The 22804-nt window shown below is 61.9% G+C and carries 21 protein-coding genes; 6 read left to right on the top strand and 15 right to left on the bottom strand.

Annotated features, from left to right (window positions below; translation table 11 throughout):
• Positions 1 to 3 precede the first annotated feature (3 nt).
• The 3 genes from AC19YR_RS08795 to AC19YR_RS08785 all read right to left on the bottom strand — a co-directional run bounded on the left by AC19YR_RS08795 (position 4) and on the right by AC19YR_RS08785 (position 4326).
• Positions 4 to 666 carry a class I SAM-dependent methyltransferase gene (locus AC19YR_RS08795; protein ID WP_095108406.1) on the bottom strand — a complete coding sequence of 221 codons (663 nt, stop codon included), beginning with the start codon at positions 664 to 666 and terminating at the stop codon, positions 4 to 6.
• A gap of 184 nt (positions 667 to 850) precedes the next feature.
• Positions 851 to 2623: an acyl-CoA dehydrogenase C-terminal domain-containing protein gene (locus AC19YR_RS08790; RefSeq protein WP_500598025.1), complete on the bottom strand. Its 1773-nt coding sequence runs from the start codon at positions 2621 to 2623 to the stop codon at positions 851 to 853.
• 80 nt (positions 2624 to 2703) lie between these two features.
• Positions 2704 to 4326, bottom strand: coding sequence for an acyl-CoA synthetase (locus AC19YR_RS08785; protein WP_095108404.1), 1623 nt, complete (start codon positions 4324 to 4326; stop codon positions 2704 to 2706).
• A 231-nt stretch (positions 4327 to 4557) separates the two neighbouring features.
• Between AC19YR_RS08785 and AC19YR_RS08780 the strand changes: the two genes are divergently transcribed.
• Positions 4558 to 6834: a PAS domain-containing sensor histidine kinase gene (locus AC19YR_RS08780; protein ID WP_500598023.1), complete on the top strand. Its 2277-nt coding sequence runs from the start codon at positions 4558 to 4560 to the stop codon at positions 6832 to 6834.
• Positions 6835 to 6838: 4 nt separating this feature from the next.
• A complete protein-coding gene (locus AC19YR_RS08775; protein WP_095108402.1) occupies positions 6839 to 7474 on the top strand; it encodes a response regulator transcription factor in 636 nt (211 codons plus the stop codon).
• Between the two features lie 61 nt (positions 7475 to 7535).
• On the opposite strand, the gene AC19YR_RS08770 is transcribed toward AC19YR_RS08775, so the two are convergent.
• From AC19YR_RS08770 to AC19YR_RS08720, 11 genes are all read right to left on the bottom strand, one after another.
• Positions 7536 to 7802, bottom strand: a complete 267-nt coding sequence (locus AC19YR_RS08770) for a DUF6555 family protein (protein ID WP_095108401.1) — start codon at positions 7800 to 7802, stop codon at positions 7536 to 7538.
• A gap of 56 nt (positions 7803 to 7858) precedes the next feature.
• Positions 7859 to 10021 (bottom strand): methyl-accepting chemotaxis protein, encoded by a 2163-nt coding sequence (locus AC19YR_RS08765; protein ID WP_095108400.1) that lies wholly within the window; start codon positions 10019 to 10021, stop codon positions 7859 to 7861.
• Between the two features lie 144 nt (positions 10022 to 10165).
• Positions 10166 to 11278: a cyclic di-GMP phosphodiesterase gene (locus AC19YR_RS08760; protein WP_095108399.1), complete on the bottom strand. Its 1113-nt coding sequence runs from the start codon at positions 11276 to 11278 to the stop codon at positions 10166 to 10168.
• Positions 11279 to 11349: 71 nt separating this feature from the next.
• Positions 11350 to 12282, bottom strand: coding sequence for a chemotaxis protein CheV (locus AC19YR_RS08755; protein WP_095108398.1), 933 nt, complete (start codon positions 12280 to 12282; stop codon positions 11350 to 11352).
• A 226-nt stretch (positions 12283 to 12508) separates the two neighbouring features.
• The gene (locus AC19YR_RS08750; protein WP_500598021.1) at positions 12509 to 13879 is read right to left on the bottom strand and encodes a sensor histidine kinase; all 1371 of its coding nucleotides are present in this window, start codon (positions 13877 to 13879) and stop codon (positions 12509 to 12511) included.
• Positions 13876 to 14538: a response regulator gene (locus AC19YR_RS08745; protein WP_095108396.1), complete on the bottom strand. Its 663-nt coding sequence runs from the start codon at positions 14536 to 14538 to the stop codon at positions 13876 to 13878. The genes AC19YR_RS08750 and AC19YR_RS08745 overlap by 4 nt, the downstream gene beginning before the upstream one ends.
• An 11-nt stretch (positions 14539 to 14549) precedes the next feature.
• Complete coding sequence (locus AC19YR_RS08740; RefSeq protein ID WP_500598019.1) at positions 14550 to 15194, bottom strand: tetratricopeptide repeat protein; 645 nt, start codon at positions 15192 to 15194, stop codon at positions 14550 to 14552.
• Complete coding sequence (locus tag AC19YR_RS08735) at positions 15191 to 16000, bottom strand: SDR family oxidoreductase (protein ID WP_095108394.1); 810 nt, start codon at positions 15998 to 16000, stop codon at positions 15191 to 15193. Before AC19YR_RS08735 ends, AC19YR_RS08740 begins: the two co-directional genes overlap by 4 nt.
• A complete protein-coding gene (locus AC19YR_RS08730) occupies positions 15987 to 16661 on the bottom strand; it encodes an iron-containing redox enzyme family protein (protein WP_095108393.1) in 675 nt (224 codons plus the stop codon). Before AC19YR_RS08730 ends, AC19YR_RS08735 begins: the two co-directional genes overlap by 14 nt.
• Positions 16658 to 18139, bottom strand: coding sequence for an AMP-binding protein (locus tag AC19YR_RS08725; RefSeq protein WP_500598018.1), 1482 nt, complete (start codon positions 18137 to 18139; stop codon positions 16658 to 16660). Before AC19YR_RS08725 ends, AC19YR_RS08730 begins: the two co-directional genes overlap by 4 nt.
• Positions 18129 to 18806, bottom strand: a complete 678-nt coding sequence (locus tag AC19YR_RS08720; RefSeq protein ID WP_500598016.1) for a thermostable hemolysin — start codon at positions 18804 to 18806, stop codon at positions 18129 to 18131. The genes AC19YR_RS08725 and AC19YR_RS08720 overlap by 11 nt, the downstream gene beginning before the upstream one ends.
• A gap of 194 nt (positions 18807 to 19000) precedes the next feature.
• On the opposite strand from AC19YR_RS08720, the gene AC19YR_RS08715 reads away from it, so the two are divergent.
• The 4 genes from AC19YR_RS08715 (at position 19001) to AC19YR_RS08700 (ending at position 21903) form a co-directional block, all read left to right on the top strand.
• Positions 19001 to 19306, top strand: a complete 306-nt coding sequence (locus tag AC19YR_RS08715) for an ArsR/SmtB family transcription factor (protein ID WP_095108390.1) — start codon at positions 19001 to 19003, stop codon at positions 19304 to 19306.
• Positions 19303 to 19737: a YeeE/YedE family protein gene (locus AC19YR_RS08710; RefSeq protein WP_500598014.1), complete on the top strand. Its 435-nt coding sequence runs from the start codon at positions 19303 to 19305 to the stop codon at positions 19735 to 19737. The genes AC19YR_RS08715 and AC19YR_RS08710 overlap by 4 nt, the downstream gene beginning before the upstream one ends.
• Positions 19738 to 19739: 2 nt before the next feature.
• The gene (locus AC19YR_RS08705; protein ID WP_500598013.1) at positions 19740 to 20159 is read left to right on the top strand and encodes a DUF6691 family protein; all 420 of its coding nucleotides are present in this window, start codon (positions 19740 to 19742) and stop codon (positions 20157 to 20159) included.
• Between the two features lie 202 nt (positions 20160 to 20361).
• Positions 20362 to 21903, top strand: coding sequence for a diguanylate cyclase (locus tag AC19YR_RS08700; protein ID WP_500598011.1), 1542 nt, complete (start codon positions 20362 to 20364; stop codon positions 21901 to 21903).
• Between the two features lie 52 nt (positions 21904 to 21955).
• Here AC19YR_RS08700 and AC19YR_RS08695 read toward each other — a convergent pair whose 3' ends face one another.
• Positions 21956 to 22744, bottom strand: coding sequence for a methyl-accepting chemotaxis protein (locus AC19YR_RS08695; protein ID WP_500598116.1), 789 nt, complete (start codon positions 22742 to 22744; stop codon positions 21956 to 21958).
• Positions 22745 to 22804: the final 60 nt, after the last annotated feature.

Raw genomic sequence — 22804 nt, 5'->3', positions numbered from 1 at the left:
TGCTCACCCCTGCGCACCGCGCGCCTGAAACAACGCCACCTTGCCGCAAAGCACGACCTGCACCTCACGAAAGTGCAAGCACAGTTGCTGCTCAAGCGCCTGCTGGGTGTCATTGCGATTGCCGAAGATGCCCTTGCGGTTGTACAGCGCCATCAGTTTTCGGCCCAGGGCGTTATGGTTCGTGCTGTCGCCCAAGATGGTCGCACCATAGATCACGCCGTCAGGCGCAAGGTGCGTCTTGAGGTGTTGGAACACCACCCCCTTGTCCATCAGGGTGCCGGGCAAGCAATGCAGCAGGTAAAAGAGGGAAATCGAATCGAAGGCCCCCTCGGGCTGGGGAGGCAATGGCGTCATTACATCGTGCTGAATCAACCGCGTGTCTGCGCGCCCCAGTCGATGACTGGCGGCGTGCAGGCTGTTGGCGTTCAGGTCCAGCAAAGTGAGAGGCCCCTGCGCGCTGGATGCGGCGTGGCGCAGGTAGTAACCGGTGCCGACACCCACGTCCAGATGCCGCGGGCCCATGTGCTGCCTGAAGAAAGGTAGGAGCACCGTGGGTGTAGGGCAGCGCCAGGCAAACCGGTTGGACAGGCCCAGTACCCATGCGTCATAGAGTTTGAGCATCAAAGGGGAATAAACGGCGGCGCCTTTTTCTGTGGAATGGGGCATGGTCGGGCCTCTGTCTGAGTGATAACGCGGGCACGCTAGCACAGCCAAAAGCCTGGCTTAGGCCAGTGTCACTACCGGATGTAACGACACTGAACGATTGTGATCCGCGCTTTGACGCCTATTTTTGCGCGGTCATCACGCGGCCTAGGGCTACGATTGACGTAGCCCGCCTGCGGCTGCGCTCTCAAAACTGCGCGGCGTCCAGGCCGAACAGTGAGGCGCTGCCGGCACGAATGGATTGCTCCAGGCTCAAGATGCGCGGCAGCAGGCGCTGGATGTAGAAGTTCGCGGTGGCGACTTTGGCGCCATAAAAGCCTGGGTCTTGGGCCAGCTTCTGCTCGGCGACCTGCGCCATGCGCGCCCACAGCCAGGCGTAAGCGACATACCCGAACAGGTGCAGGTACTCCACCGACGCCGCGCCGACTTCGTTGCGGTTGCTCGCGGCCTGGGTGTGCAACCAGCCGCTCAGGTCCTCCAGGCGCTGTACCGCGTCGAGCAACTGCGCGGCATAGGGGGCGTTGGGTTGCTGGGCGAACTGACGGATTTGCGCGGTGAACTGGCGCAACGCGGCGCCGTTGTCAGGCAGCACCTTGCGCCCCAGCAGGTCCAGCGCCTGGATGCCGTTGGTGCCTTCGTAGATTTGCGCGATGCGCACGTCGCGCACCAATTGTTCCTGGCCCCATTCGCGGATGTAGCCATGGCCACCGAACACTTGCTGGCCGTGGATGCAGCTGTCCAGGCCGGTGTCGGTGAAAAACGCCTTGGCGATGGGTGTCAGCAGCGCGACCTGGCCCTGGGCGATATCGCGCTCCTGGGCATCGTCGGAGAATTTCGCCAGGTCCAGTTGTTGCCCGACATAGCTGGCGAAGGCGCGCCCGCCCTCGGTCATGGCCTTCATGGTGAGCAACATGCGCCGAACATCGGGGTGCACGATGATCGGATCGGCCACCTTATCGGCCGCGACGGCGCCGCTCGGCGCGCGGCTTTGCAGGCGCTCGCGGGCGTAGGCCACGGCGCTTTGATAGGAGGCTTCGGCGCAGCCAATGCCTTGAATGCCGATGGACAGGCGTTCGTAGTTCATCATGGTGAACATCGCCGCCAAGCCTTTGTTGGCTTCGCCCACCAGCCAGCCACTGGCGCCGTCGAAGTTCATCACACAGGTGGCGGACGCCTTGATACCCATCTTGTGCTCGATGGAACCGCAGCTCACCGCGTTGGGCTGGCCCAGGGTTCCGTCGGCATTGACCAGAACCTTGGGCACCACGAACAGCGAGATGCCTTTGGGCCCGGGCGGGGCGTCGGGCAGCTTGGCCAGCACCAGGTGCACGATGTTTTCCGTCAGGTCATGATCGCCGCCGGTGATGAAGATCTTGCTGCCGGTGATGCTGAAACTGCCGTCGGCGCGGGGCTCGGCGCGGCTGCGGATAAGCCCCAGGTCGGTGCCGGCATGGGCTTCGGTCAGGCACATGGAACCGGCCCAGCGGCCTTCGTACATGGGCGGCAGGTAGAGGTTTTTCAACGTCTCGCTGGCGTGGGCGTCCAGGGCCAGGCAGGCACCTGAGCTCAAGGCCGAGTACAAGGCGAAGCTGGAGTTGGCGGCGTAGAGCATTTCTTCAAACTGCACGGCAAGCATCTTGGGCATGCCCATGCCGCCGTATTGGGTGTTCCCCGACAGGCCCACCCAGCCACCTTCGATGTACGTGGCATAGGCTTGCTTGAAACCGATGGGGGTGGTGACTTGGCCTTCCTGCCATTGGGCGCCTTCTTCGTCGCCGCTACGGTTCAGGGGCGCGATCAGGTGCGAAGTGACTTTACCCGCCTCTTCCAGGATGGCGTCGGCGATACCCGCATCGATGTTCTCGGCCAGGGCCGGCAGGCGCGCCCACAGGGCCGGGGCGTCGAAGACTTCATGGAGGACGAAGCGCAGGTCGCGCAGAGGGGCGTTGAACGGGGGCATAGGTGAACCTCGACAGAACGGTTGTGCGGTGGCAGCGGCGGGGCAGATGCCGCCGCCGGCCAGTTGACAGAGGGGGCGGGTTACAGGGCCTTGGCCCAGTCGCGCAGCATGTACTTCTGGATCTTGCCGGTGGAGGTTTTGGGCAACTGGGTGAACACCACCGTGCGCGGGACTTTGAAACCCGCCAGGTGCTCGCGGCAGAAATGGAGGATGTCGGCTTCGCGAACATCCTGATGATCGGCCTTGAGGGTGATGAAGGCGCACGGCGTTTCGCCCCACTTTTCATCAGGGCGGGCGACCACGGCGGCTTCCATCACGCCGGGGTGGCGGTAAAGCACGCCTTCGAGCTCGATGGTGGAAATGTTCTCGCCACCGGAAATGATGATGTCTTTGAGGCGGTCCTTGATCTCGACATAGCCATCGGGGTGGCACACCGCCAGGTCGCCGGTGTGGAACCAGCCACCCTCGAAAGCCTCGGCGGTGGCCGTGGGGTTCTTGAGGTAGCCCTTCATCACCGTATTGCCGCGCATGAACACTTCGCCGATGGTCTGGCCGTCGCGAGGGGTTGGCTCCAGGGTCTTGGAGTCGCCGACCATCACGCCTTCCAGCGTGGGGTAGCGCACCCCCTGGCGGGATTTGATCTGGGCGCGCTCGTGCAACGGCAGCGCATCCCATTCGGCATGCCAGGCACAGAGGGTCACGGGGCCATACGTCTCGGTCAGGCCATAGACGTGGGTCACCTTGATGCCCATCTCTTCCACGGCACCAATGACCTTGGCCGGTGGCGCCGCGCCGGCCACCATGGCGCTGACTGGGTGGTCGATGGCCGCTTTTGCCGATTCCGGCATGTTCACCAGGGCATTGAGCACGATCGGGGCACCACACAGGTGCGTGACCTGGTGTTCGCGGATCAGGGTAAGAATTTTTTGCGGGTCGACCCGCCGCAGGAACACATGCACCCCGGCCAGAGCGGTGATTGTCCAGGGGTAGCACCAGCCGTTGCAGTGGAACATCGGCAGGGTCCAGAGGTACACCGGGTGATTACCCATGGCCCAGGTCATCTGGTTGCCCAGGGCATTGAGGTAGGCGCCGCGGTGGTGATAGACCACGCCTTTGGGGTTGCCGGTGGTGCCCGAGGTGTAGTTCAGCGAGATGGCTTGCCACTCGTCGAGTGGCCATTGCCAGGCGAACGCCGGGTCGCCTTCTGCCAGCAGCGCTTCGTAGTCCAGGTCACTGACAGCCTGGCCCTCACCGTACTCCGGGTCGTTGACGTCGATGACCAGCGGCGGGTGATCGAGCATGCCAATGGCGGCGTGGATCACGTCGTGGAATTCCCGGTCGGTGATAAGCACCTTGGCTTCGCCGTGCTGCAGCATGAAGGCGATGGCTTCGGCATCCAGGCGCACGTTGAGTGGGTTGAGCACGGCACCGATCATCGGCACGCCAAAATGAGCTTCAAGCATTTCGGGAATGTTGGGCAGCATCAAGGCCACGGTGTCGTTCTTGCCGATGCCGCGCCCGGCCAACGCCGACGCCAGGCGGCGGCAGCGCTCGTAGGTTTGTGCCCAGGAGCGGCGGATCGAACCGTGGATCACGGCGGGGTAGTTGGGGTAAACGCTGGCGGTACGCTCCAGGAAGCTGAGCGGAGACAAGGCGATATGATTGACAACCGAAGGGCTTAGCCCTTGTTCATAGATGGACATATGCGGGTACTCGATGGCTGATTGTTAGCTCTATTCGGTGGCGCTTGAGCATCGTTGCCGTGGCCACCGTTGATATCCGGGGTGCTTTATATAACAAGCGCCTCTTGATATGGAAGTACAACCTATGGCGTATAGTATATGTGCTATATGCGGCTCGTCTGAGGCCAAATGCTTGCAGCCAGCGCGCCAGGGCCGATATATCCTTGGCGCCCCCCACGAAGCGGACCCGTAATGACCCTGACCCCCGTTCGATTGCACAGCTGGTTGCGCCTGCAGCGTGAGGGCGTGCCGTTGGCTGCGCGGGCCGATGCCTTGTGCCGTGCGTTGCAGGATCGCCCGCAAGTGCGCCGCGCGGTGTATTTGAGCTGGCAACCCCAGGCCGGGATCTACAGCCATGAAGGCGCCGCCCAGCATTTTCCGCCGGGCCAGGGTGATCCCTCGCAGGCCAGCGACCACGTGTTGTTCGAGCGCTTGCTTGAGGCCGGGCGTTTGGACCTGGACCAAGTCCGGCAACTCGATTGCTGGTTGGCCGGCCGCTTGCGCCGCGCCGCCATCAGCCATGGCCAGGTCATGGACTTGGCCTTGCAACCGGGCCAGGACGGGTTGCTGCTGGTGCACTTGCGCGAAGGCGTCGATGGCGCCTGGCTGGGCGGGGTGCAGGACTGGCTGGCGACCTTGCTCCACAGCGTCAACGACATGCTGCGCGGGTCGCCGCTGCTGGGGCACGACCCGCAGCCGAGCCTGCTGCTCGACGCGCAAGGTCGGCCCCAGGAGTTCAATGCGGCCTTGTTGGCGCTACTGGCGGAGCAACCGCTGAGCGAGGCGCTGGACTTTCTACCGATCAACCATCGGATGCTGGTGCATGCGTGCCTGGACCAGCAGCGGGCCATCGAAGAGGTCGAAGCCCCGTTCCACGGCCGCATCCTGATCTGGACGTTCATCCCCGCCCCTCAAGACAACCGCGTGCTTGCCCGTTGCCGCGACGCCACCACGCAAGTGTTGGCCGAACGCGAAGCCGCCAAGGCGCGGCGGCTGTACCGGCTCATCATTGAGAACACCACGGACCTGATTTCCCGGCACACCCCCCAAGGCTGCTTTCTCGATGCTTCGCCGGCCTCCTGGACGTTGCTCGGCTACTGGCCCGAAGAGTTGCGCGGGCAAATGGCCCAGGGCTTGTTCCATGGCCAGGACCTGGCCAGCCTGGTCCACAGCGCCCGCGATGCGTTGGAGCAGGAGGGTTACCACACGATGACGTACCGCATCCGCCATCGGCAGGGGCATTACCTGTGGTTCGAGACCGCTTGCCGGGCGATCCGTGAAACCTACACCGGAGCGGTGGTCGAGGTGGTCAGCGTGTCCCGCGACGTGACCGCCCGGGTGCAGGCCGAAGAGAACAAGCGACGCCTGGCGGCGGTGGTCGAGGCCAACACCGACCCGGTGCTGTTCATCGACCCCGAGGGCCAGGTCACCTACCTCAACCCCGCGGCGCGGCGGGTGCTGGGCATCGACGAGCAACAACCCATGCCCACCCTGGCGCAGTTGTTCGCCAGCGCCGACCTGGCGCGGCTACAACGCGACGGTTGGAGCGGTGCCGAGCGCGATGGGGTGTGGAGCAGCGATGCGCGGCTGCAACCCCTGGGCCCGGGCGCTTCTGTGGCGGTGTCGCTGGTGCTGCTGGCGCACCGCTCGGCGGGGGGCGAACGCTACTACTCCCTGGTGGCGCGGGACATGACCGAACGGGAATTGCGCGAAGCGCAACAGCGCCGCCATCAGGACGAACTGGCGCACACGGCGCGCCTGGTAACCCTGGGTGAACTGGCCTCCGGCATCGCTCATGAGATCAATCAACCCCTGGCGGCCGTGGTCAACTATGCCAATGCCAGCCAGCGCTATTTACAGACGCTGGACTCCAACCCCCAGGCCGCCGCTCGGGTGGCCCAGGGCCTGGAGCGCATCACCCATCAGGCCACGCACGCCTCGCAAGTGATCCGGCGCCTGCGGGCCTTTTTACGCAAGGGGCAGCGGCGCACCCAGGCCCTGGACTTCGCCGAGGTGGCCCGCGAAGCCGTGCGTTTGTGCGCCTGGGAGGCGGGCACGTGGCAAGTGACAATCGAGGACCGGCTGCCCGATAATCTGCCGCCGGTTTATGCCGACCGGGTGCTGCTGGAGCAGGTCCTGCTCAACCTGCTGCGCAATGCCATCGACGCCAATCGCGAACAACACCCCGGCCAACCCTCGTCGATCGTGCTGAGCGCAGGGCAGGGCGGCGCCGCTGCCGTGGAAATCCATGTACGCGACCAGGGCCCGGGCGTGAGCGAAGCTGAACTGGAGCAGATGTTTACCCCGTTCTATACCAGCAAGGCCGATGGCCTGGGGCTTGGGTTGTCCATGAGCCGCAGCATCATCGAAGGCTTCGGCGGGCAACTGCAGGCCCGGCGCGAACCGGTCGGGCTCACGATGGGCTGTCGCTTGCCGCTTGCCGGCCCCACAAAACAACAACAGGAATAATGCAATGGCGGGTGTCGCGGAACACGTGGTGTATGTGGTCGATGATGACCCAGGCATGCTCGATTCAACGGTCTGGCTGCTGGAGTCGGTGGGCCTCAAGGCCTTGCCCTTTACCAGTGGCGTGGCGTTTCTCGAGGCCTGCGATGCCAGCCTCGAGGCTTGCGTGCTGCTCGATGTACGCATGCCCGGCATGGGCGGGTTGAACGTGCAGGAAGAAATGCGCGTGCGCGAACTCGACCTGCCGATCATTTTTGTCAGCGGCCACGCCGATGTGCCGATCGTGGTGCGTGCGTTCAAGGCCGGCGCCCATGACTTCATTGAAAAACCCTACAACGAGCAGTTGCTGCTCGACAGCGTGCAACAGGCCCTCAGCCATAGCGCCGCCAGCCGTTCGGGCAGCCTGGGCCACGACGCCTTGCGGGCACGCTTGCTCACCCTGACCCCCCGTGAACGGGATGTGTTGCTACCCCTGGTGCAGGGCTACACCACCCGGGAAATTGCCGAGCAGTTGGGGGTCAGCGCCAAGACCGTCGACCTTTATCGCTCGCGGGTGATGAAGCGCATGCAGGCCAACACCTTGCCCGACCTGGTGGGCATGGCCATTGCGGCGCAACTGGTGGACCCGCTGAAGCTGCGTTGAACCTTTGCCTGCACATGAAAGAGCCCTGATTAATCAGGGCTCCAGGGCGCCGGGGGAACGGCTAATGGACCAGGGCCCCCGAGGGTAGGGGTGTTTCGTGAGGCGCCAACGCTTGCACTTGAACATCGCTGACGCCATGGGCCTCCACCATGTTCCTCACGGCGTGGCAGAGCATGGTGTAACCCTGCGCATCGATGTAGCAAAGCCCCAGGCTGTCGGCCAGGTACTTCCAGGCATCGGCCTCGTGCATTTCGGGGGCGGCGATATTGAGGGTGCACTGCTGCCCGCAATAGGTGTAGCTGATTTTAAAGTCGGTAAACCTAGGCATGATTTCACCTTGCTGTATGGGTGACGACTCTCAAGAGCAACCGCAAACGCGCCATCCTAGGTTTTTTTAACCTTGAAGCGGCTCAGTTCCTGTTGCATCAAGGCCGCCCGCGCCGAAAGGTCCCGCGCCGCTACCGCGCAATCTTGTGAGTTGGCCTGGTTCTGCTGGGTCACCGCATCGATTTGCTCCAGGCCGATGCTTGCCTGTTGCAACCCTGATGCCTGCTCGCTGGATGCCTGGTAGATCAGCGACACCAGGCTGGAGACCGAACTGGTGCCGCTGACGATGCTTTTGAGCGACTCGGCGGTGCGGCCCGCGATAATCATGCCCCGTTGGGTCTTGGTCGAAGAGTCGGCGATCAGTGCGGCGGTTTGCTGTGCGGCTTCGGCGCTGCGGGCGGCCAGGCTGCGGACTTCGTCGGCCACCACGGCAAAGCCGCGGCCCAACTCGCCGGCCCGGGCGGCCTCGATGGCGGCGTTCAGGGCCAGGAGGTTGGTTTGCGCAGCGATGTTGTCGATGGTGGTGATGATGGCGGTGATGTCCTTGCCCGCGTTGTCGATCTCGGCCATGGCGGCGATCAACTCGCTCATCAGTTTGTCGCTTTCCCCGGCATCGGCCCGCGAGGCGAGGGATTGCTCATCGGCTTTCTTGGCATTGGCCGCGTTATCGGTGGTCTGGGCCGCCATTTGCGTCATCACGGCGCTGATCTGGGTGATGGAAGAGGCCGAGTTGGACGCACCGTCCGACAACGACTGGCTCAGGTCGGTCACCTGGGCCGAACTGCCGGTGATCTGAGTGGCGCTGAGCTGCACCTGGGTCATCAGGTTGTTGAGGTTGCTGACCATTTTCTCCAAGGCTTTGCCGAGGGTGTCCTGGGGTGACGATAACTGCACTTGCAGATCCAGGTCGCCTTCGGAAATGCGCTCGGCTACGCGCACTTGGCGTTGCAGGCTTTCAGACATGTCGTTGAGGGCCAGGGACAGTTGGCCGACTTCGTCCTCCGATTGCTGGACCAGGCGCCGGGAGAAATCCCCCAGGCTGATGCTGGCCGCCAACGCCGCGGCTTCGCGGATCGGGCCGACGATTTTGGCCGCGGCAAACCACAGGGCCACCAGGGCCAGCAACGAAATGGCCAACCCTACGCACACCTGCCAGATGCTGTTGTGCAAGCTGCGCTGTTGCAGCTCATGTTCCAGGGCAATGGCTTGGGCCATGACCACCGCTTTGGGCAAACGAATCATCACCGCCCAGGGCTTGCCGGTGCGCCCCAACTGGATGGGCATCAGCACTTCAATGTCTTGGGTCTGGGGGTTGAGCAGGCTGTCGCCGCGCCCGCTTTGGATATTGCCGAGCACTTTTTCCCAGGATTGCGGCAACAGCGCCTTGATGGGCTGGCCGATCAGGTCGGTACGCTGACTGTCCGCCACCACCAGCCCCTGGTTACTCAGGATCGACACCGACCCCTTGCCACCGTAAAGGTCGGCAGACATTTGCTCGCTGAGCTTCTGGATGAAGGCAATATCGAAATCAGCCCCGACCACGCCATAGAACTTGCCATCGGCCACGATCGGCACCGAGAGGGTGGTGAGCCACACCTGCTTGCCTTGGACGATATATGGGATCGGGTCGAGCACGCTTTCCTTGAGGGTGGTACGTGGCCCGCTGTACCAACCGCCCTTGGGCACGCCGTTGGGGTGGCGGTCGGGGGAGTCGTATTCCACCAGTGGCTGCACCGCGATGTGGTTGCCGGCACTGCGCGTCCAGTAAGGCGTGAAGCGCCCGGTGGTCGGGTTGCTGCCATCCGAGGCGTTGCGAGAGGCCCCATCTTGGCCATCCAACGCCTCTGGCTCCCAGCATGAATAGGTGCCGTTGAAGTCCGGGTTGTCCTTGAGCACGCTGAGCAGCACGTTGTTGATTTGCTCGCGGCCCATGGCCAAGGGGCTTTGTGGGGTTTTACTCGCAGCAAAGGTGTTGGCCATGGTCCGTGCCGCATCCAGGGCATTTTGCAACTTGGCCTGAATAGCGTTGGCGCGGGATTCAGCCAAGTTTTGAATTTCTCGGATAGTTGATTGTTCAACTAATTTTGCAACTTCGGCGGAGACATATTGCTCATTGGCCCGCGTGCTGAACAACCCGTAAATCACCAGGCTGGCCGAGGAGACAAACAGGCATATACCTGCGGTCACGCAAATGCGTGCTTGTAATGACTTAAATTTCATATAACCCCCTGCCCACTATTCTTTCGCCCAACTTAAAGGGCGGCATCTTATTTTTTTGCACGACACGGCGAATGCTTATCAAATCGTTTGCTGTTTACGCCCTCTGGCCAGTCAGAGTGCGATACCGCTATTTATTGCAAGGGCTCATAACTTGGCGCAATCGCCGTGCCAGAGCGCTTGGGTATTGATGAAGCCATATTGTTTTGCCAACACGCGCTCGACGATTTTTTCAGTCTGCGGATGCTCGCTGATGTTGATGATTGTCGGGGTGATGTAGGCATTCAGGTGGGTTGAGAAAAACACTTTGACTTTGGGTGCCAACAACAACCCCGGAACTTGTTCGGTGACCACGCCAATCAGCCCGCTGCCCAAACGAACCAGCGAACCTACGGGGTAAATACCCACCGACTTTACAAACGCCTGAAATACCACGGTGTCAAAGTGATGCTTCCATTCCGACATTTTTTGCAGGGCGATGGCAGGGTCCCAGGCTTCGTTGTAGGGGCGGTCCGAGGTGACTGCGTCATACACATCGCAAACGGCTGCAATGCGCGCGAACAGGCTGATCTGCTCACCGGCCAATTGATCGGGATAGCCGGAACCATCGACCTTTTCGTGATGATGCAGGCACACGTCCAGCACCAACTCGCACACAGGAACCGAGGTACGCAACAGTTGTGCGCCTAACTCGGGATGCTGACGAATGATGGCGAATTCATCGGCCGTCAACTTGCCGGGTTTGTTCAGCAATGTGGCGGAAACCGCCAACTTGCCCACGTCGTGCAGCAAGCCAGCGAGGCCGGCCTGGTGCACCAGTTCTGGGGAAAGTTCCAGTTGTTGGGCCACGGCAATCATCAGGGCGCAGACCGCAACGCAATGCATGTAGGTGTATTCATTGGCGTTTTTGAGCCGCACCAGGCTGATGAACGCATTGGGATGACGGGCAATGGACTGGCGTATGTCATCGACCAAGGTGTCTGCTTTATCTACCGTTATCGCGCGGCCCATGCGCGCATGGCTGAACATTTCCAGCATGGCCGAGCGCGATTGCACATAGAGCTTTTTGGCCGTGGCCAACTCTTCTTCCAGTGTTACCGGCGCTATGTGGCACGGCTCAGGCGCCTCGCCCGCAGCGGTGCTCGATTCAGGGGTAGGGCGCTGTTGGCCCTGCCAATAGGGCGATTCGGAACACGAGTCGCACCGTTCACCCTTGGGTATCCCTTGGCATGGGTCACTGAGCTCTTTGAGTTTCAACATGGCACACCCCCGGTGTGTTCGCGTCCCTGTTCCCCTTTAAAACGTCCTTGGTTTCAATTGAAGTTGAGTATTTACGGCTGAGTGGTTTCGCGGATGCGGGCAACGACCCGGCCGGCCAGATCGTCGGGGCGGAACTTGGCGAGAAAGTCGCTGGCCCCCACTTTCTTGACCATCGATTGGTTGAAGCTGCCCGACAGCGAGGTGTGCAAGACGATGTGCAAACCCGCCATGCGCGGGTCGCTGCGAATCTCTGCGGTGAGCGTGTAACCGTCCATTTCGGGCATTTCGATGTCCGAGATCATCATCAGAAACTCTTCTTCGGGTTTGCGCCCCTCATCCAGCATCGCCCGCAGGTAGTTCAGAGCCTGTCGACCATCATTTAATGCGACGACCTCAACCCCGACGGTTTCCAGGCAACGGGTGACCTGCTTACGGGCCACCGATGAATCGTCCACGGTCAGCACCCGCAGTGTGCGCGCCAGTTCGGTCACGGCGGTATTGACCACGCCTTCTGAAATTTCTTCGCTGGTAGGGGATATCTGGGCCAGCACTTTTTCGACATCGATGATCTCGACCAATTGATCGCCGCAGCGGGTCACCGCCGTTAGGTAGTTGTCGTCGCCACTGCCCTTGGGTGGCGGATGGATATCCTCCCAGTTCAAGTTAACGATATGTTCTACCGCATACACCAAAAAGCCCTGGGTACGGGTGTTGTACTCGGTAATGATGACGAACGCCGATTCAGGGTGTTCTACGCCCGGTAACCCGGTGGCCATGGCCAAGTCCATGATCGGTATCGAAGTTCCCCGTATATTGGCTACGCCACATATGTTGGGGTTCGACTTAGGTAGTATGGACAGGCGAGGGCAACGAATAACTTCGCGAACTTTGAATACATTGATTCCATATAACTGATTCGCATTAAACCGGAAAAGCAGGAGTTCCAGGCGGTTCTGGCCTACCAGTTGTGTACGACTGTCGATTGACGCCATCACCCCAGTCATATGTTCCCCTCGCTTTAGGTAGCCAACATACATGGCACATTGAAATCATAGTAAGCGAGATGTGAAAACGCCGTGAAGTAAATTTTTACATTTTCTTCTTCGAGTACCTTTGGTCGTTTAAGTAAGCGGGTAACGATCAGGACTAATTATTGTGTAGCTAGCTAACTTACCTAATGTTTTTTAATGGCCGCCGGGTAAATAAACGCCCGGCGCCATTAAGCTCGATCTAGGCCCGAGGAAAGGCCAGGGTCGCGCGCAGGCCCGTGCCAGAGCGGTTTTCCAACGTGACCTGGCCCCCCATGCGGTCGGCAATGGCCTGCACTATCGTCAGCCCCAAGCCCGCGCCTTCGTCATTGCCCCGGCTATAAAACCGCTCGAACAAGCGTTCGCTTTTCGATTCATCGATGCCCGGTCCCTGGTCCTCGACCGTAAGTTCAAAGTGGTCGTTGTCCTGCTTGAGCGTGACGGTGACCACCCCTTGTTCAGGCGAGAAGTTGGCGGCGTTGGTCAGCAGGTTGTTCAGTGCGATGTCGATGGCGGCTGCATCGACGTGGGTCAGATAGGTGCCGTCCTGGGCCTCGAACTCCAGCTCCAACCCTTTGCTCAACAGCCAAGGGGTCATTTGCACCAGGCTGTCGCGTATGGAGGCCTTAAGGTCGATGCAGGGCAGGGAGGTGGCACTCGCGGCTTGTGGTTCGAGGCGGGCCATGGTCAGTAATTGGTTGACCAGGCGACTGGTACGATCCACGCCACTGATTAGGTGCTGCAATGACTCGCGGCGTTCTTGCTCGGTGCCTGCTTCCAAAAGGTTCTGCGCATGAACCCTCAGCACCGCCAGTGGCGTGCGCATCTCATGGGCCGCGTCAGCGATGAAGCGATGCTCGCGGCCCAGCACTTCCTGGATTTGCGCGAGCATCCGGTTCAGGGCCGCTTGCATGGGTTCAAGTTCTGTCGGCAAGGGCATCAGGTGCAATGGCTCCAACGAACCCGAGTGACGGGCGCGCAAGGTGGCCGCCATATCCTCCAGGGGCTTGAGGCCCCAGCCGATGGCCAGCCAGACCATCGCCGCCAGAATCAGGCTGCCGAGTATGTTGGGCCACAGGGTATGGCGCACGATCCGGCCCACCAGGTCCGAGCGCACATCCTCACGCTCACCGACCCAGATGCGCAGGTTGTTGCTGCTGTCTTGCAGCATGAATGCGCGCCATTGGCGCTGGTGTAAATCCACAATGTCGCTGAAGCCCGCTGTCGCCGGGGGCGAAGTGAAGGTGGGGGCGCTGGCGGTATGCACGAGGACTTCGCCTTGCAGGTTCCAGACCTGGAAGGCGATTTTGCTCTCGTAGGGGTGGCCGTTGACCTTGGGCGCCGCCTCGCTCAGCGCTTTATTGAACGCCTGATACAGTTCGGCGTGCTCCTTGCCGGCCAGCGGCATGCGCATCACCCCTTGCAGCAAACGGGCGTTCTGCGCCAATTGGGCGTCATACACTTCGGCGATTTCGTGATTGCTGTCGTGCAGGTTGAACACGCTGAGGATCAACAGGCCGGTGAGCATCAGGCCAATCATCAGCGTCAGGGTGCGGCGCCGAATGGAGGTCACGGGCGCTCCTCCACCAAGTAGCCAACACCGCGCACAGTGCGGATCAGATCACTGGCGAATTTTTTGCGCAGGTTGTGGATGTGCACTTCCAAGGTGTTGCTTTGCGCCTCTTCATTCCAGCCATACAGCAGTTGCATCAAGCGCTCGCGGGTCATTACCCGCCCTGGCGGCGACAGTAATTCGTACAGCAGTTGATATTCCTTGGGGGTCAGGACCACGGCCTCACCCTGGTAGGTGACCTGCTGGGTGCTGGGGTCCAGGCTGATGCCCCGATGTTCGATGAGCACCCGTGCTCGCCCGGCACTGCGCCGCAGCAGCGCCCGTAGGCGGGCTTTGAGCTCGGCGAGGTCAAAGGGTTTTATCAGGTAATCATCGGCGCCGGCATCCAGCCCGGCGATGCGGTCATCGGTCGCATCGCGGGCGGTGAGGATCAGCACCGGTAAGTTGGAACCGCTCTGGCGCAAGCGGCGCAGTACCTCCAAGCCGCCCATGCGTGGCAAGCCGAGGTCGAGCACCGCCAGGTCGAAGGTTTCACTGAGCAGCGCGTGCAGGGCGCTGCTGCCGTCCTTGAGCCAGTCAACGGTGTAGCCCTCGCGCCCCAGGGCCTGATGCAGGCCTTCGCCCAGGGCTACGTCGTCTTCGATCAGTAATACGCGCACAGCAGCTCCCGTCAGTTGAGTTTTGCGTTGACGTCCATCAGCAACGCCTCGATCTCCTTGCGCCGCCCGTTGTCGGCGGTTTCCCGGCCGGGGCGTGGCGCTGCCTGCAACGCCTTGAGTAGGGCCGCCTTGGCCTCGCTGTAGCGCTTTTGACGGTAGAGGTGATCGCCCCAGAAGTACAGGCTGTCGATGCCATCGGGGTTGAGTTGCAACGCTTGCTTGAGCAACTGCTCGGCTTTGTCGGCGTCCCCAAAACCGATGGGCCAACCGGGTACGCGGTCGTACAGCGCGCCCAGGCTGGTGTAAGCCGAACCTTGCAGGGCTTTTGGGTCCAAGGCCAGAGCGTGCTCCAGGTCGGCCCTGGCCGCCTTGACTTTGCTCAGCGCGCCCAAGCCGCCCTGGGCGCCGGCCCAGCTACTGCGAACAATGCCCGACCAGATCCACGCTGGCGCGGCGCACTGGCGCTCCTGGGTAAATGCCAAGGCTTGGTCGGACAGTTGCTCGAAGGCCTGGGCTCGCTGCTCGGCGGGCAATTGGTATTGGATGTGTGCCCAGCGTTGCTGGATGTTGTCCAGGCGCTGTTGACAGGCGCTGTCCAGGGCCCAAGCGCCCTGGCTCAGCGCCCCCAGCAGTAAACACGCGACACGTTTTTTCATGGCTTGAGGTTCTCAGGGTCGGTTTTATGGCTCAGGTGGCGGATGAGCGGCAATTGCTTGCGCAAGCCGCGGTCCACCAACTGGGGTAGCAAACTGTTTAGGCGCACAAAGAACCGTTCCGGCCAGCCCAGGTACAGTTCGCGACGATCACCGCTGATGGCATGGATCACGGCGTTGGCCACGGTGTGCGGGTCGTCGACATTGGCTTTGAGGGCTTCGTTCAAAGCCCGGGCCGCCGCGCCGTTCATGCTGGTACGAGTGGCGCGCGGGGCGACATAGAGCACATTGACCCGGGTATCGGCCAGCTCTCGGCGCAACGCCTCGGAAAACCCGCGCAGGGCGAATTTGGTGGCGCAGTAGGTGGCGTAGCCGGGATAGCCGATGGAGCCATAGGTGGAACCGACATTGACCACCATGGCGCTATCGGCCTCTTTGAGCAGCGGCAGCAGGAGCCGGGTGAGGCAGATCGGGGCGCTGACGTTCACCGCCAGCAGGGTGTTGATCTCGCTGTCCTCCAGCTGTTCGAGCATGGCGAAATGGTTGACCCCAGCGGCGTTAATCAGCAGGTTGATGCCGCCAACGGCCTGGGCCGCGCTCAGTACCTTGCGTCGATCGGTAAGCTGGGTCAGGTCGGCGCTGACCCAGCACAAGTGCTGTGGGTACTGCTCGATCAACGGCGCCAGCGCTTCCCCGCGCCGCGCCACCGCCAGCACGCGGGCACCACTGGCACACAGGGCGGCGGCAATGGCCACACCGATGCCGCCGCTGGCGCCGGTCAGGATGACTCGGGCTTCACACAGGCGCATGGTGGTGCTCCCCATCGTGCGGCAGGCCACGGAACATATCGGCGTACAACCGGTACACCACTTTGCTGGCATGGATCACGGCGGCCTGGTCATCCGGGTCCTCGAGCCTGTCCATCAGGCGGCGGTAGGTCTGCATATGCTCGATATCCAACGAGCCATGGGAGCTGAGGTAGCTGAACGCGGTGGGCGGCAAATCCAGGTGTTTGGCGATGCTGCCTGCCGCGTGGGTGGCCAGGGCGATACTGGTGCCTTCGAGCACATTGACCATGCCAAACAGGCCCACGGGGTTGTCCCGGGCGATGAGGTCGTAAAGGAAGCTGACCATCAGCTCGATCGGCAGTGACGGGCGGCCATAGCGCACGGCATTGCGGTCACCGCCGCACACGACGATGTCATCGAGGATCCATTGCTCATGGCCGTATTCGTCCTCGATGTAGTCGCATACCGCTTTGCGCAGCCATTCCAGGTGCGAGGGCAGGCGCGCGCCACAGGCCATCATCAACGGGACGGTATGACGCACGTGGTAGTAGGCCTGGGCCAGAAACGCCCGATAGCTGTGCAGGCTGACCTTGCCCTCCAGGGCGTCGCGGATGATGGGCAGGTTGAACAGCTCATGGCGTTCGTGGTGGGTGGCTTCTTGCAGGGTTTCAAAAAAACTCATGATGGAAATTCCTCGTTGAGGGTCAAACAAGTGAGTTGGGCGTGGTAACGCGCCACGATGGCGTCGCGGCGTGGCCGCCCATTGGCAGTGAGCAGGCCGTTGCTTGCGGTGAACGGTTGATCCAGGCGCGTCCAGCGGTGGACTTGGGCGTAATCGGGTAACCCCTGATTGGCCCGAGCCACGGCGGCGTCCATCTGGGCATCGCTGCAATCGGGACGATGGGGCCAGAGCAGGGCGTGGTTGTGGGGCATGGCTTCGCCGTAGACGAAGGCTTGCGCGATATGGCGGCCCTGAGTCAGTTCGGCCTCGACCCACTCGGGGTTGACGTTGCGCCCGAAACTGGTGACGAACTGGTGCTTCTTGCGCCCTTTGAGGTAGAGAAAACCCTCGGCGTCGAACTCGCCAAGATCGCCACTGGGCCACCATTCGTCGGTATGGGGAGGCTGGCCCAGGTAGCCGAGCAGCGCCGAACCCTTGATGAGCACTTCACCGTCTTCGGCCAGTTTGACTTGCAGGTGCGGTAATGGCCGCCCGACGCTGCCGGGCCGGCAAGCCTGGGGTCGATTCAGGCAAACCACGGATGCGCACTCCGACAAACCGTAGCCTTCATATACCGGCAGGCCGACTTGCTGGGCACGGGCCAGGAGTTGCGTGGATACCCGCGCGCCACCGACCGCGACAAAACGCAACGAGCGAGGGTTGAAGGCGTTTTGTTCGGCGGCGCTGACCAGCAGCAACAGCAACTGCGGCACCAGGATCATGCTGTGCGGTGCGCGGGCGGCCAGGACACCGAGCAGGCGAGGCACATCGACGCCACTGGCGCCCTGGATGCCCAGGGTTTTGAGGCCGGGCACGCTCACCGTGGCGCCGGCCAGCAGCGCTGCGTAGCAACCGAGGTTTTCCAGGAGGATGGCCAGTGGCAGCAGGGTCAGGTGATGCTGGGGTGCGGTGGGTTGGCTGGCCTGTTCCAGCTCACGCACCACACGCAGCAGGCTGTGGGCGCTTAGGCACACGCCCTTGGGCGTGCCGGTGGTGCCAGAGGTGAACGTCAGCTTTGCCGTGCCGGCGGGGACCTGCCCGGGGCCGGCGCGATGCTTGCGCCACAACCCGCCAAGGTTGACGTAGCCCGCAGCCTGCAGTTCGGCATCGAGTGCCGGTTCGCCGATCACCGTATCGGCCTGGCTTTGGTGCAGGCAATGGCTGCGTTGGGCGGGGCTGAAAAAGGGCGGCAGGGGCAGGCACGTCAGCCCCTCGAACAGTAGCGCGAGGTCCCAAAGCAGCGCGTCCACGCCATTGTCCAGCGCCAGTGCGACCACGTTGGCCTGCTGCGCGCGTAACTGCTGTTGGCGCGAGATGACTTCGGCGTACAGGGTGGCGTAGTCCAGTTTCAAGTCATCGCCCCACAGTGCCGTCGTGTTGGGCCGGTGCTCGGCATGGTTGCGCAGCACCTGTTTGAAGCGTTCCAGTTCAAGCGACATGAGAGGCCTGCGCGGTGGCGGTCGGCAAGCCGAGGCGGTTGAACAGGCCAGTGCTGCGCAAGTGCGCAAAACCGGCGCGGATATTGCCAACATGCACCTGTGGCTGGCTCTCGTAGTAGCTGCCCCAGGCGTGGCGCTCATCGCCCAGACGCATCGGGTCGGCGGCACAGAGGGTGATGGGCTTGAGGCCCAGGCGTAGAAAACTGTTCACCAGGCCAATGCTGCCGGTGAACGCGACCCACTCCAGGCCTCCCATCGCCAGCAGATACGTGATTGCGATGATGCTCAGGCGCGCGCTACCGGTATCGGCGGCGGCGAGGTTGCCGACTTCCACAATGGACTGGCGGCCGACCGGCTGCCCGTCTGCGGCGCTGATGAGCTGTTCTATGGGGGCGTCCAGGTAGCGCTCCAAAAACAACGCCTCGGTGCCGGCCAGGCGTACGCCGGCCACGGCACACAGCCCATCCGATGGGCTGCTGACACCGAACAGGTGCGGCATGAAGTGCTGGATCTGCGCGCCATGGGCTTTGTGAAAACGCTGCCGGATAAACGCTTCGTAGACAGGCCGCAGGCTGTCGCCCGGCATGGCGCTGGCCAGGCTCAGGGGTGAAGCCTCTGCCTGGCCCAGGTGCAAGGGCAGAGGGATGTTCCAGTCAAAATCGGGCATTGGACGGTGCCTCCCAAGGAATGTGTTGGGGGCAGTATTGGAGGCGATTCTTAATGGAGTCTGAAGATCGTCCAAATGATTCGGGACAGGGGCGATGGATCTGAGGGGCTGTAACGATCAATCATTATTTATTTTCATATAATGTGTTTTTGTATTAGGATCGCCGCCAAGGTGATGGAATCGAGGGCTTGGCCATGGATATACAGCAACTGCGCAGCAATGCCGAAGCCGCGGGGCAACTGCTCAAGGCCCTGGGCAATCCCGAGCGGCTGCTGTTGTTATGCCAGTTGAGCGAGGGTGAGCGCAGCGTCAGCGAGCTGGAGCGTTTGCTTGATATCCAGCAACCGACCCTGTCCCAGCAACTGGGGGTTTTGAGGCGTGAAGGGCTGGTGGCCACGCGGCGTGAGGGCAAGCACATTTTTTATCGCATCGACAGCCCGGCCGCTTTGGCGGTTATCAATACGCTGTACCAACTGTTTTGTGCGCAGGAGCCTCAATGATGATCGATTGGGCCAGCTTCACCCCCTGGACGTCACTGGCGGGGGGCGCGTTGATTGGGCTTGGCGCCAGCCTGTTCGCCATGATGAATGGCCGCATCGCCGGCATCAGTGGGCTGCTGGGTGCCGTGCTGGAAAAGCGGGGCGAAGGGCGCGGCGAAAAAGCACTGTTTCTCCTTGGCTTGATGCTGTCGGCCGCGCTGTGGTGGAGCATCGCCGGGCGCCCACTGGTGCAGTTTCAAAGCGGTTGGGCCGGGCTGTTGCTGGCCGGCTTGCTGGTGGGCGTGGGAACCCGCTATGCCTCAGGCTGTACAAGTGGCCATGGCGTGTGCGGGTTGGCGCGCCTGTCCAAACGCTCCTTTGCCGCGACGCTGTGTTTTATGGGCGCCGGTTTCGCCGTGGTGTTCATTACCCGTCACTGGATAGGAGCCTGAGCATGCGTGGGTTGATGGCGTTGTGTGCCGGGGTTCTGTTCGGCCTGGGGTTGCTGCTGTCGGGCATGATCAACCCGGCCAAGGTGCTCGGTTTTTTGAACCTGGCGGGGCCGTGGGATCCCTCCCTTGGGCTGGTCATGGTCGGCGCGATCGGGGCGGCCCTGGTGCCGCTGCAATGGAGTGCCCGGCAAACCCGATCGCTGCTGGGTTCACCGATGCGCATGCCTTTGGCACGAACCCTTGATCGGCGTTTGATCGGCGGCAGCCTCGTCTTTGGCATCGGCTGGGGCATCGCCGGTATCTGCCCCGGGCCAGCGATAGCGCTGCTATTGAGCGGCCACTGGCAAATCCTGCTCTTCGTCCTGGCGATGATGGCGGGAATGGCGATGTACAACGGCCTGGAACGCTGGGCGTCACCTTAGAAAATAATGGCTATCTGCCACATGCGTTCTCACATAAAATAGCTTGCGCAGGGATGCAGGTTAGCCATCACCCAGGGAGGCGCCTTTGTCGGGCCGGTGTTTTCGTCACCCTACCTGCGAGCCAGAGATTACTTGGGCCGCTATTTCTTGCGCTCTATTGGAAATGCCCCAAATGTCGTCCCGGCCCGTCCCTAAGTGCAATTTGCGCACCCTGATCCTACTGTTCTCGTTACTGGCCAGTTTTGTCACCCTGTTCAATGACCTCTACGCCACCTACCGCATCCAGCGCGAGGCTCTGGTTCGTAACTCCCTGGAAGCCAACCGGGCTTATGCGGCCAAGGTGGCCCTGTCCATTGGCCAAAACCTGGGCGCCGACCTCGACCGGTTGAATTACAGCGCCAAGGTTTTAGGCCAACAGTTCTCATCCGAAACGATTCGCAGCGAGGAAGTGCGGCGGCTGATCGAACAGGATCAAAGCTTCAATACGACGGTCGTCGCTAACGCCCAGGGCGAGGTGTTGGCCGCCTTTCCAAAATTGCTCAATGTCAAAGGCCAAACCATCCGTTTCAAGGAAGCGCTGACCCGCAGGCAAGGCATGATTAGCCCGGCCTTCAATTCCCTCGCCGGCAATTTGATCGTGTTTATCTCCCAGCCAATCTGGGGGCCAGGCGGGGAGTACCTGGGGCTGGTCGGCGGGACCATTTACCTGCGTGAGGCCAATGCCCTCAGCGAGGTCGCGAGCCGACATTTCCAATGGGACAATTCCCAGGTGTATCTGGTGGACGATAAGCGTCACCTGCTGTTTCACCCGGACGCGAGCAGGATTGGCGAGGTCGTGGGCGCCAACCCCGCCATCGATGCCGTGCTCCGGGGTGAAAGTAGCGCCGCGCACATTGTCGACTCCAAGGGCGTGGAGATGCTCGCCGGTTATGCGGCGGTGCCTAAAAGCGGGTGGGGCGTGGTCTCGCAACAGCCCATGAGCGTCCCGGCCGCCGCGTTGCGCGAGCTGATGTACCAAGTGGTATTGAGGGTTATCCCGATGAGCCTGGTGGGTATTTTCCTGCTCTGGTGGGCCGCGGCACGCATCAGCCACCCCCTGAAGCGGCTGGCGGACCTGGCAGAGAACATGGATAACATCCAGGACATCCGCAAGGTGCGGGCCTGGTATTTCGAGGCGTGGCGCATCCGCCGGGCCATGATAATGGGCAGGCTGCTCACCCAGGATCGCATCGGCAAGCTCAATCACCAGGCGTTGAGCGACCCCTTGACGGGGTTGGCGAACCGGCGCGTGCTGGAAGATTGCCTGCGCGATTGGGAACTGCTGGATAAAAGCTTCGCGGTTATCAGCATGGATATTGACCACTTCAAGCGGGTCAACGATGAGTTTGGCCACGATGCCGGCGACAAGGTGTTGCAGGCATTCGCCAGCCTGCTGCGCCAGAACTGTCGCGACCATGACGTTCCCTGTCGCGTGGGCGGCGAAGAGTTCATCCTGCTGCTGCCATCGGCCACGCTGGCTGAGGCTACGGAGGTCGCGGAACGGATCAGGCGTTCGATGGCAGAAACGGTGTTCCCTCCCGCGGGCCATGTCACGCTCTCACTGGGCGTCTCGTGTTGGGTACCGAGTCAGCAGGATGTTCATGCCGCGCTTAAAGAGGCTGATGAGCTTCTTTACCGAGCGAAGCAGAGCGGCAGGAACCGCGTCATGTGTCAAGGCACGGCGGCTTCGGCGACGACAAGCTGAGGATGGCGCAAGACACCTGTGTCATACGCCATCCACTGTTGGATAACTCAGGTCAGACCTTGAACCGCCCGACCAACCGGTTCAGTTCAATAGCCAAGTTGGACATCTCGCCACAGGCGCTGGCGGTCTGACTGGCGCCCGCCGCACTCTGGATAGACAACTCGCGAATACTGGTCAGGTTCTGGTCGGCTTCACGGGCAACCTGGGCCTGCTCTTCAGAGGCGGTGGCGATCAGCAGGTTGCGCTCGTTGATCTGGCCAATAGCCTGGGCGATCTGTTTGAGCGACGCATCCGCACTCTGCGCCACCGTAATGGAGTTGTTGGCCATCCCCGCACTGGTGCTCATCGCGCTGACCGCTTGGGATGAGTCCACCTGAATGGCGGTAATCATCTGCTCGATTTCCTGGGTCGATTGCTGGGTGCGGTGGGCCAACGCTCGAACTTCATCGGCTACCACGGCAAACCCACGGCCTTGCTCACCGGCGCGGGCGGCTTCGATGGCGGCGTTGAGTGCCAACAAGTTGGTTTGTTCGGCAATCGCGCGGATCACTTCCACCACTTTGCTGATGTCTTGAGCCCTGGTGGACAACGCCTTGACCTGCTCACCGGTGCTGGCCACGTTTTCAGCCAAGCCTTCGATGGCCTTCAAGGTTTGCGCCACGTTCTCGATGCCGGAATGGGTGAAGGCCATGGATTCTCGCGACGATTGCGCGGCGGCTTCAGCATTGCGCGCCACCTCGTCTACCGCAGCACTCATCTGGGTGACCGCGGTGGCGGCCTGGTTGACCTCATCGTTCTGGCGCACCAGGCCTCGGCTGGCATCCTCGGTCACGGCGGTCATTTCCTCCGAGGCCGAAGCCAGTTGCGTGGAAGAGTCGGCGATCTGCGAGATGGTCAGGCG

This window comes from Pseudomonas sp. MF08817, from assembly GCF_059862705.1.
Note: the sequence above shows the minus strand (reverse complement) of the source record. Positions and strands in the feature narration are given on the sequence as shown.

Excerpts from the sequence above, each read along its gene's own strand:
- AC19YR_RS08795 (WP_095108406.1), bottom strand. The coding sequence starts at position 666 with ATGCCCCATTCCACAGAAAAAGGCGCCGCCGTTTATTCCCCTTTGATG.
- AC19YR_RS08790 (WP_500598025.1), bottom strand. The coding sequence starts at position 2,623 with ATGCCCCCGTTCAACGCCCCTCTGCGCGACCTGCGCTTCGTCCTCCAT.
- AC19YR_RS08785 (WP_095108404.1), bottom strand. The coding sequence starts at position 4,326 with ATGTCCATCTATGAACAAGGGCTAAGCCCTTCGGTTGTCAATCATATC.
- AC19YR_RS08780 (WP_500598023.1), top strand. The coding sequence starts at position 4,558 with ATGACCCTGACCCCCGTTCGATTGCACAGCTGGTTGCGCCTGCAGCGT.
- AC19YR_RS08775 (WP_095108402.1), top strand. The coding sequence starts at position 6,839 with ATGGCGGGTGTCGCGGAACACGTGGTGTATGTGGTCGATGATGACCCA.
- AC19YR_RS08770 (WP_095108401.1), bottom strand. The coding sequence starts at position 7,802 with ATGCCTAGGTTTACCGACTTTAAAATCAGCTACACCTATTGCGGGCAG.
- AC19YR_RS08765 (WP_095108400.1), bottom strand. The coding sequence starts at position 10,021 with ATGAAATTTAAGTCATTACAAGCACGCATTTGCGTGACCGCAGGTATA.
- AC19YR_RS08760 (WP_095108399.1), bottom strand. The coding sequence starts at position 11,278 with ATGTTGAAACTCAAAGAGCTCAGTGACCCATGCCAAGGGATACCCAAG.
- AC19YR_RS08755 (WP_095108398.1), bottom strand. The coding sequence starts at position 12,282 with ATGACTGGGGTGATGGCGTCAATCGACAGTCGTACACAACTGGTAGGC.
- AC19YR_RS08740 (WP_500598019.1), bottom strand. The coding sequence starts at position 15,194 with ATGAAAAAACGTGTCGCGTGTTTACTGCTGGGGGCGCTGAGCCAGGGC.
- AC19YR_RS08735 (WP_095108394.1), bottom strand. The coding sequence starts at position 16,000 with ATGCGCCTGTGTGAAGCCCGAGTCATCCTGACCGGCGCCAGCGGCGGC.
- AC19YR_RS08730 (WP_095108393.1), bottom strand. The coding sequence starts at position 16,661 with ATGAGTTTTTTTGAAACCCTGCAAGAAGCCACCCACCACGAACGCCAT.
- AC19YR_RS08725 (WP_500598018.1), bottom strand. The coding sequence starts at position 18,139 with ATGTCGCTTGAACTGGAACGCTTCAAACAGGTGCTGCGCAACCATGCC.
- AC19YR_RS08720 (WP_500598016.1), bottom strand. The coding sequence starts at position 18,806 with ATGCCCGATTTTGACTGGAACATCCCTCTGCCCTTGCACCTGGGCCAG.
- AC19YR_RS08715 (WP_095108390.1), top strand. The coding sequence starts at position 19,001 with ATGGATATACAGCAACTGCGCAGCAATGCCGAAGCCGCGGGGCAACTG.
- AC19YR_RS08710 (WP_500598014.1), top strand. The coding sequence starts at position 19,303 with ATGATGATCGATTGGGCCAGCTTCACCCCCTGGACGTCACTGGCGGGG.
- AC19YR_RS08705 (WP_500598013.1), top strand. The coding sequence starts at position 19,740 with ATGCGTGGGTTGATGGCGTTGTGTGCCGGGGTTCTGTTCGGCCTGGGG.
- AC19YR_RS08695 (WP_500598116.1), bottom strand. The coding sequence starts at position 22,744 with ATGACCGCCGTGACCGAGGATGCCAGCCGAGGCCTGGTGCGCCAGAAC.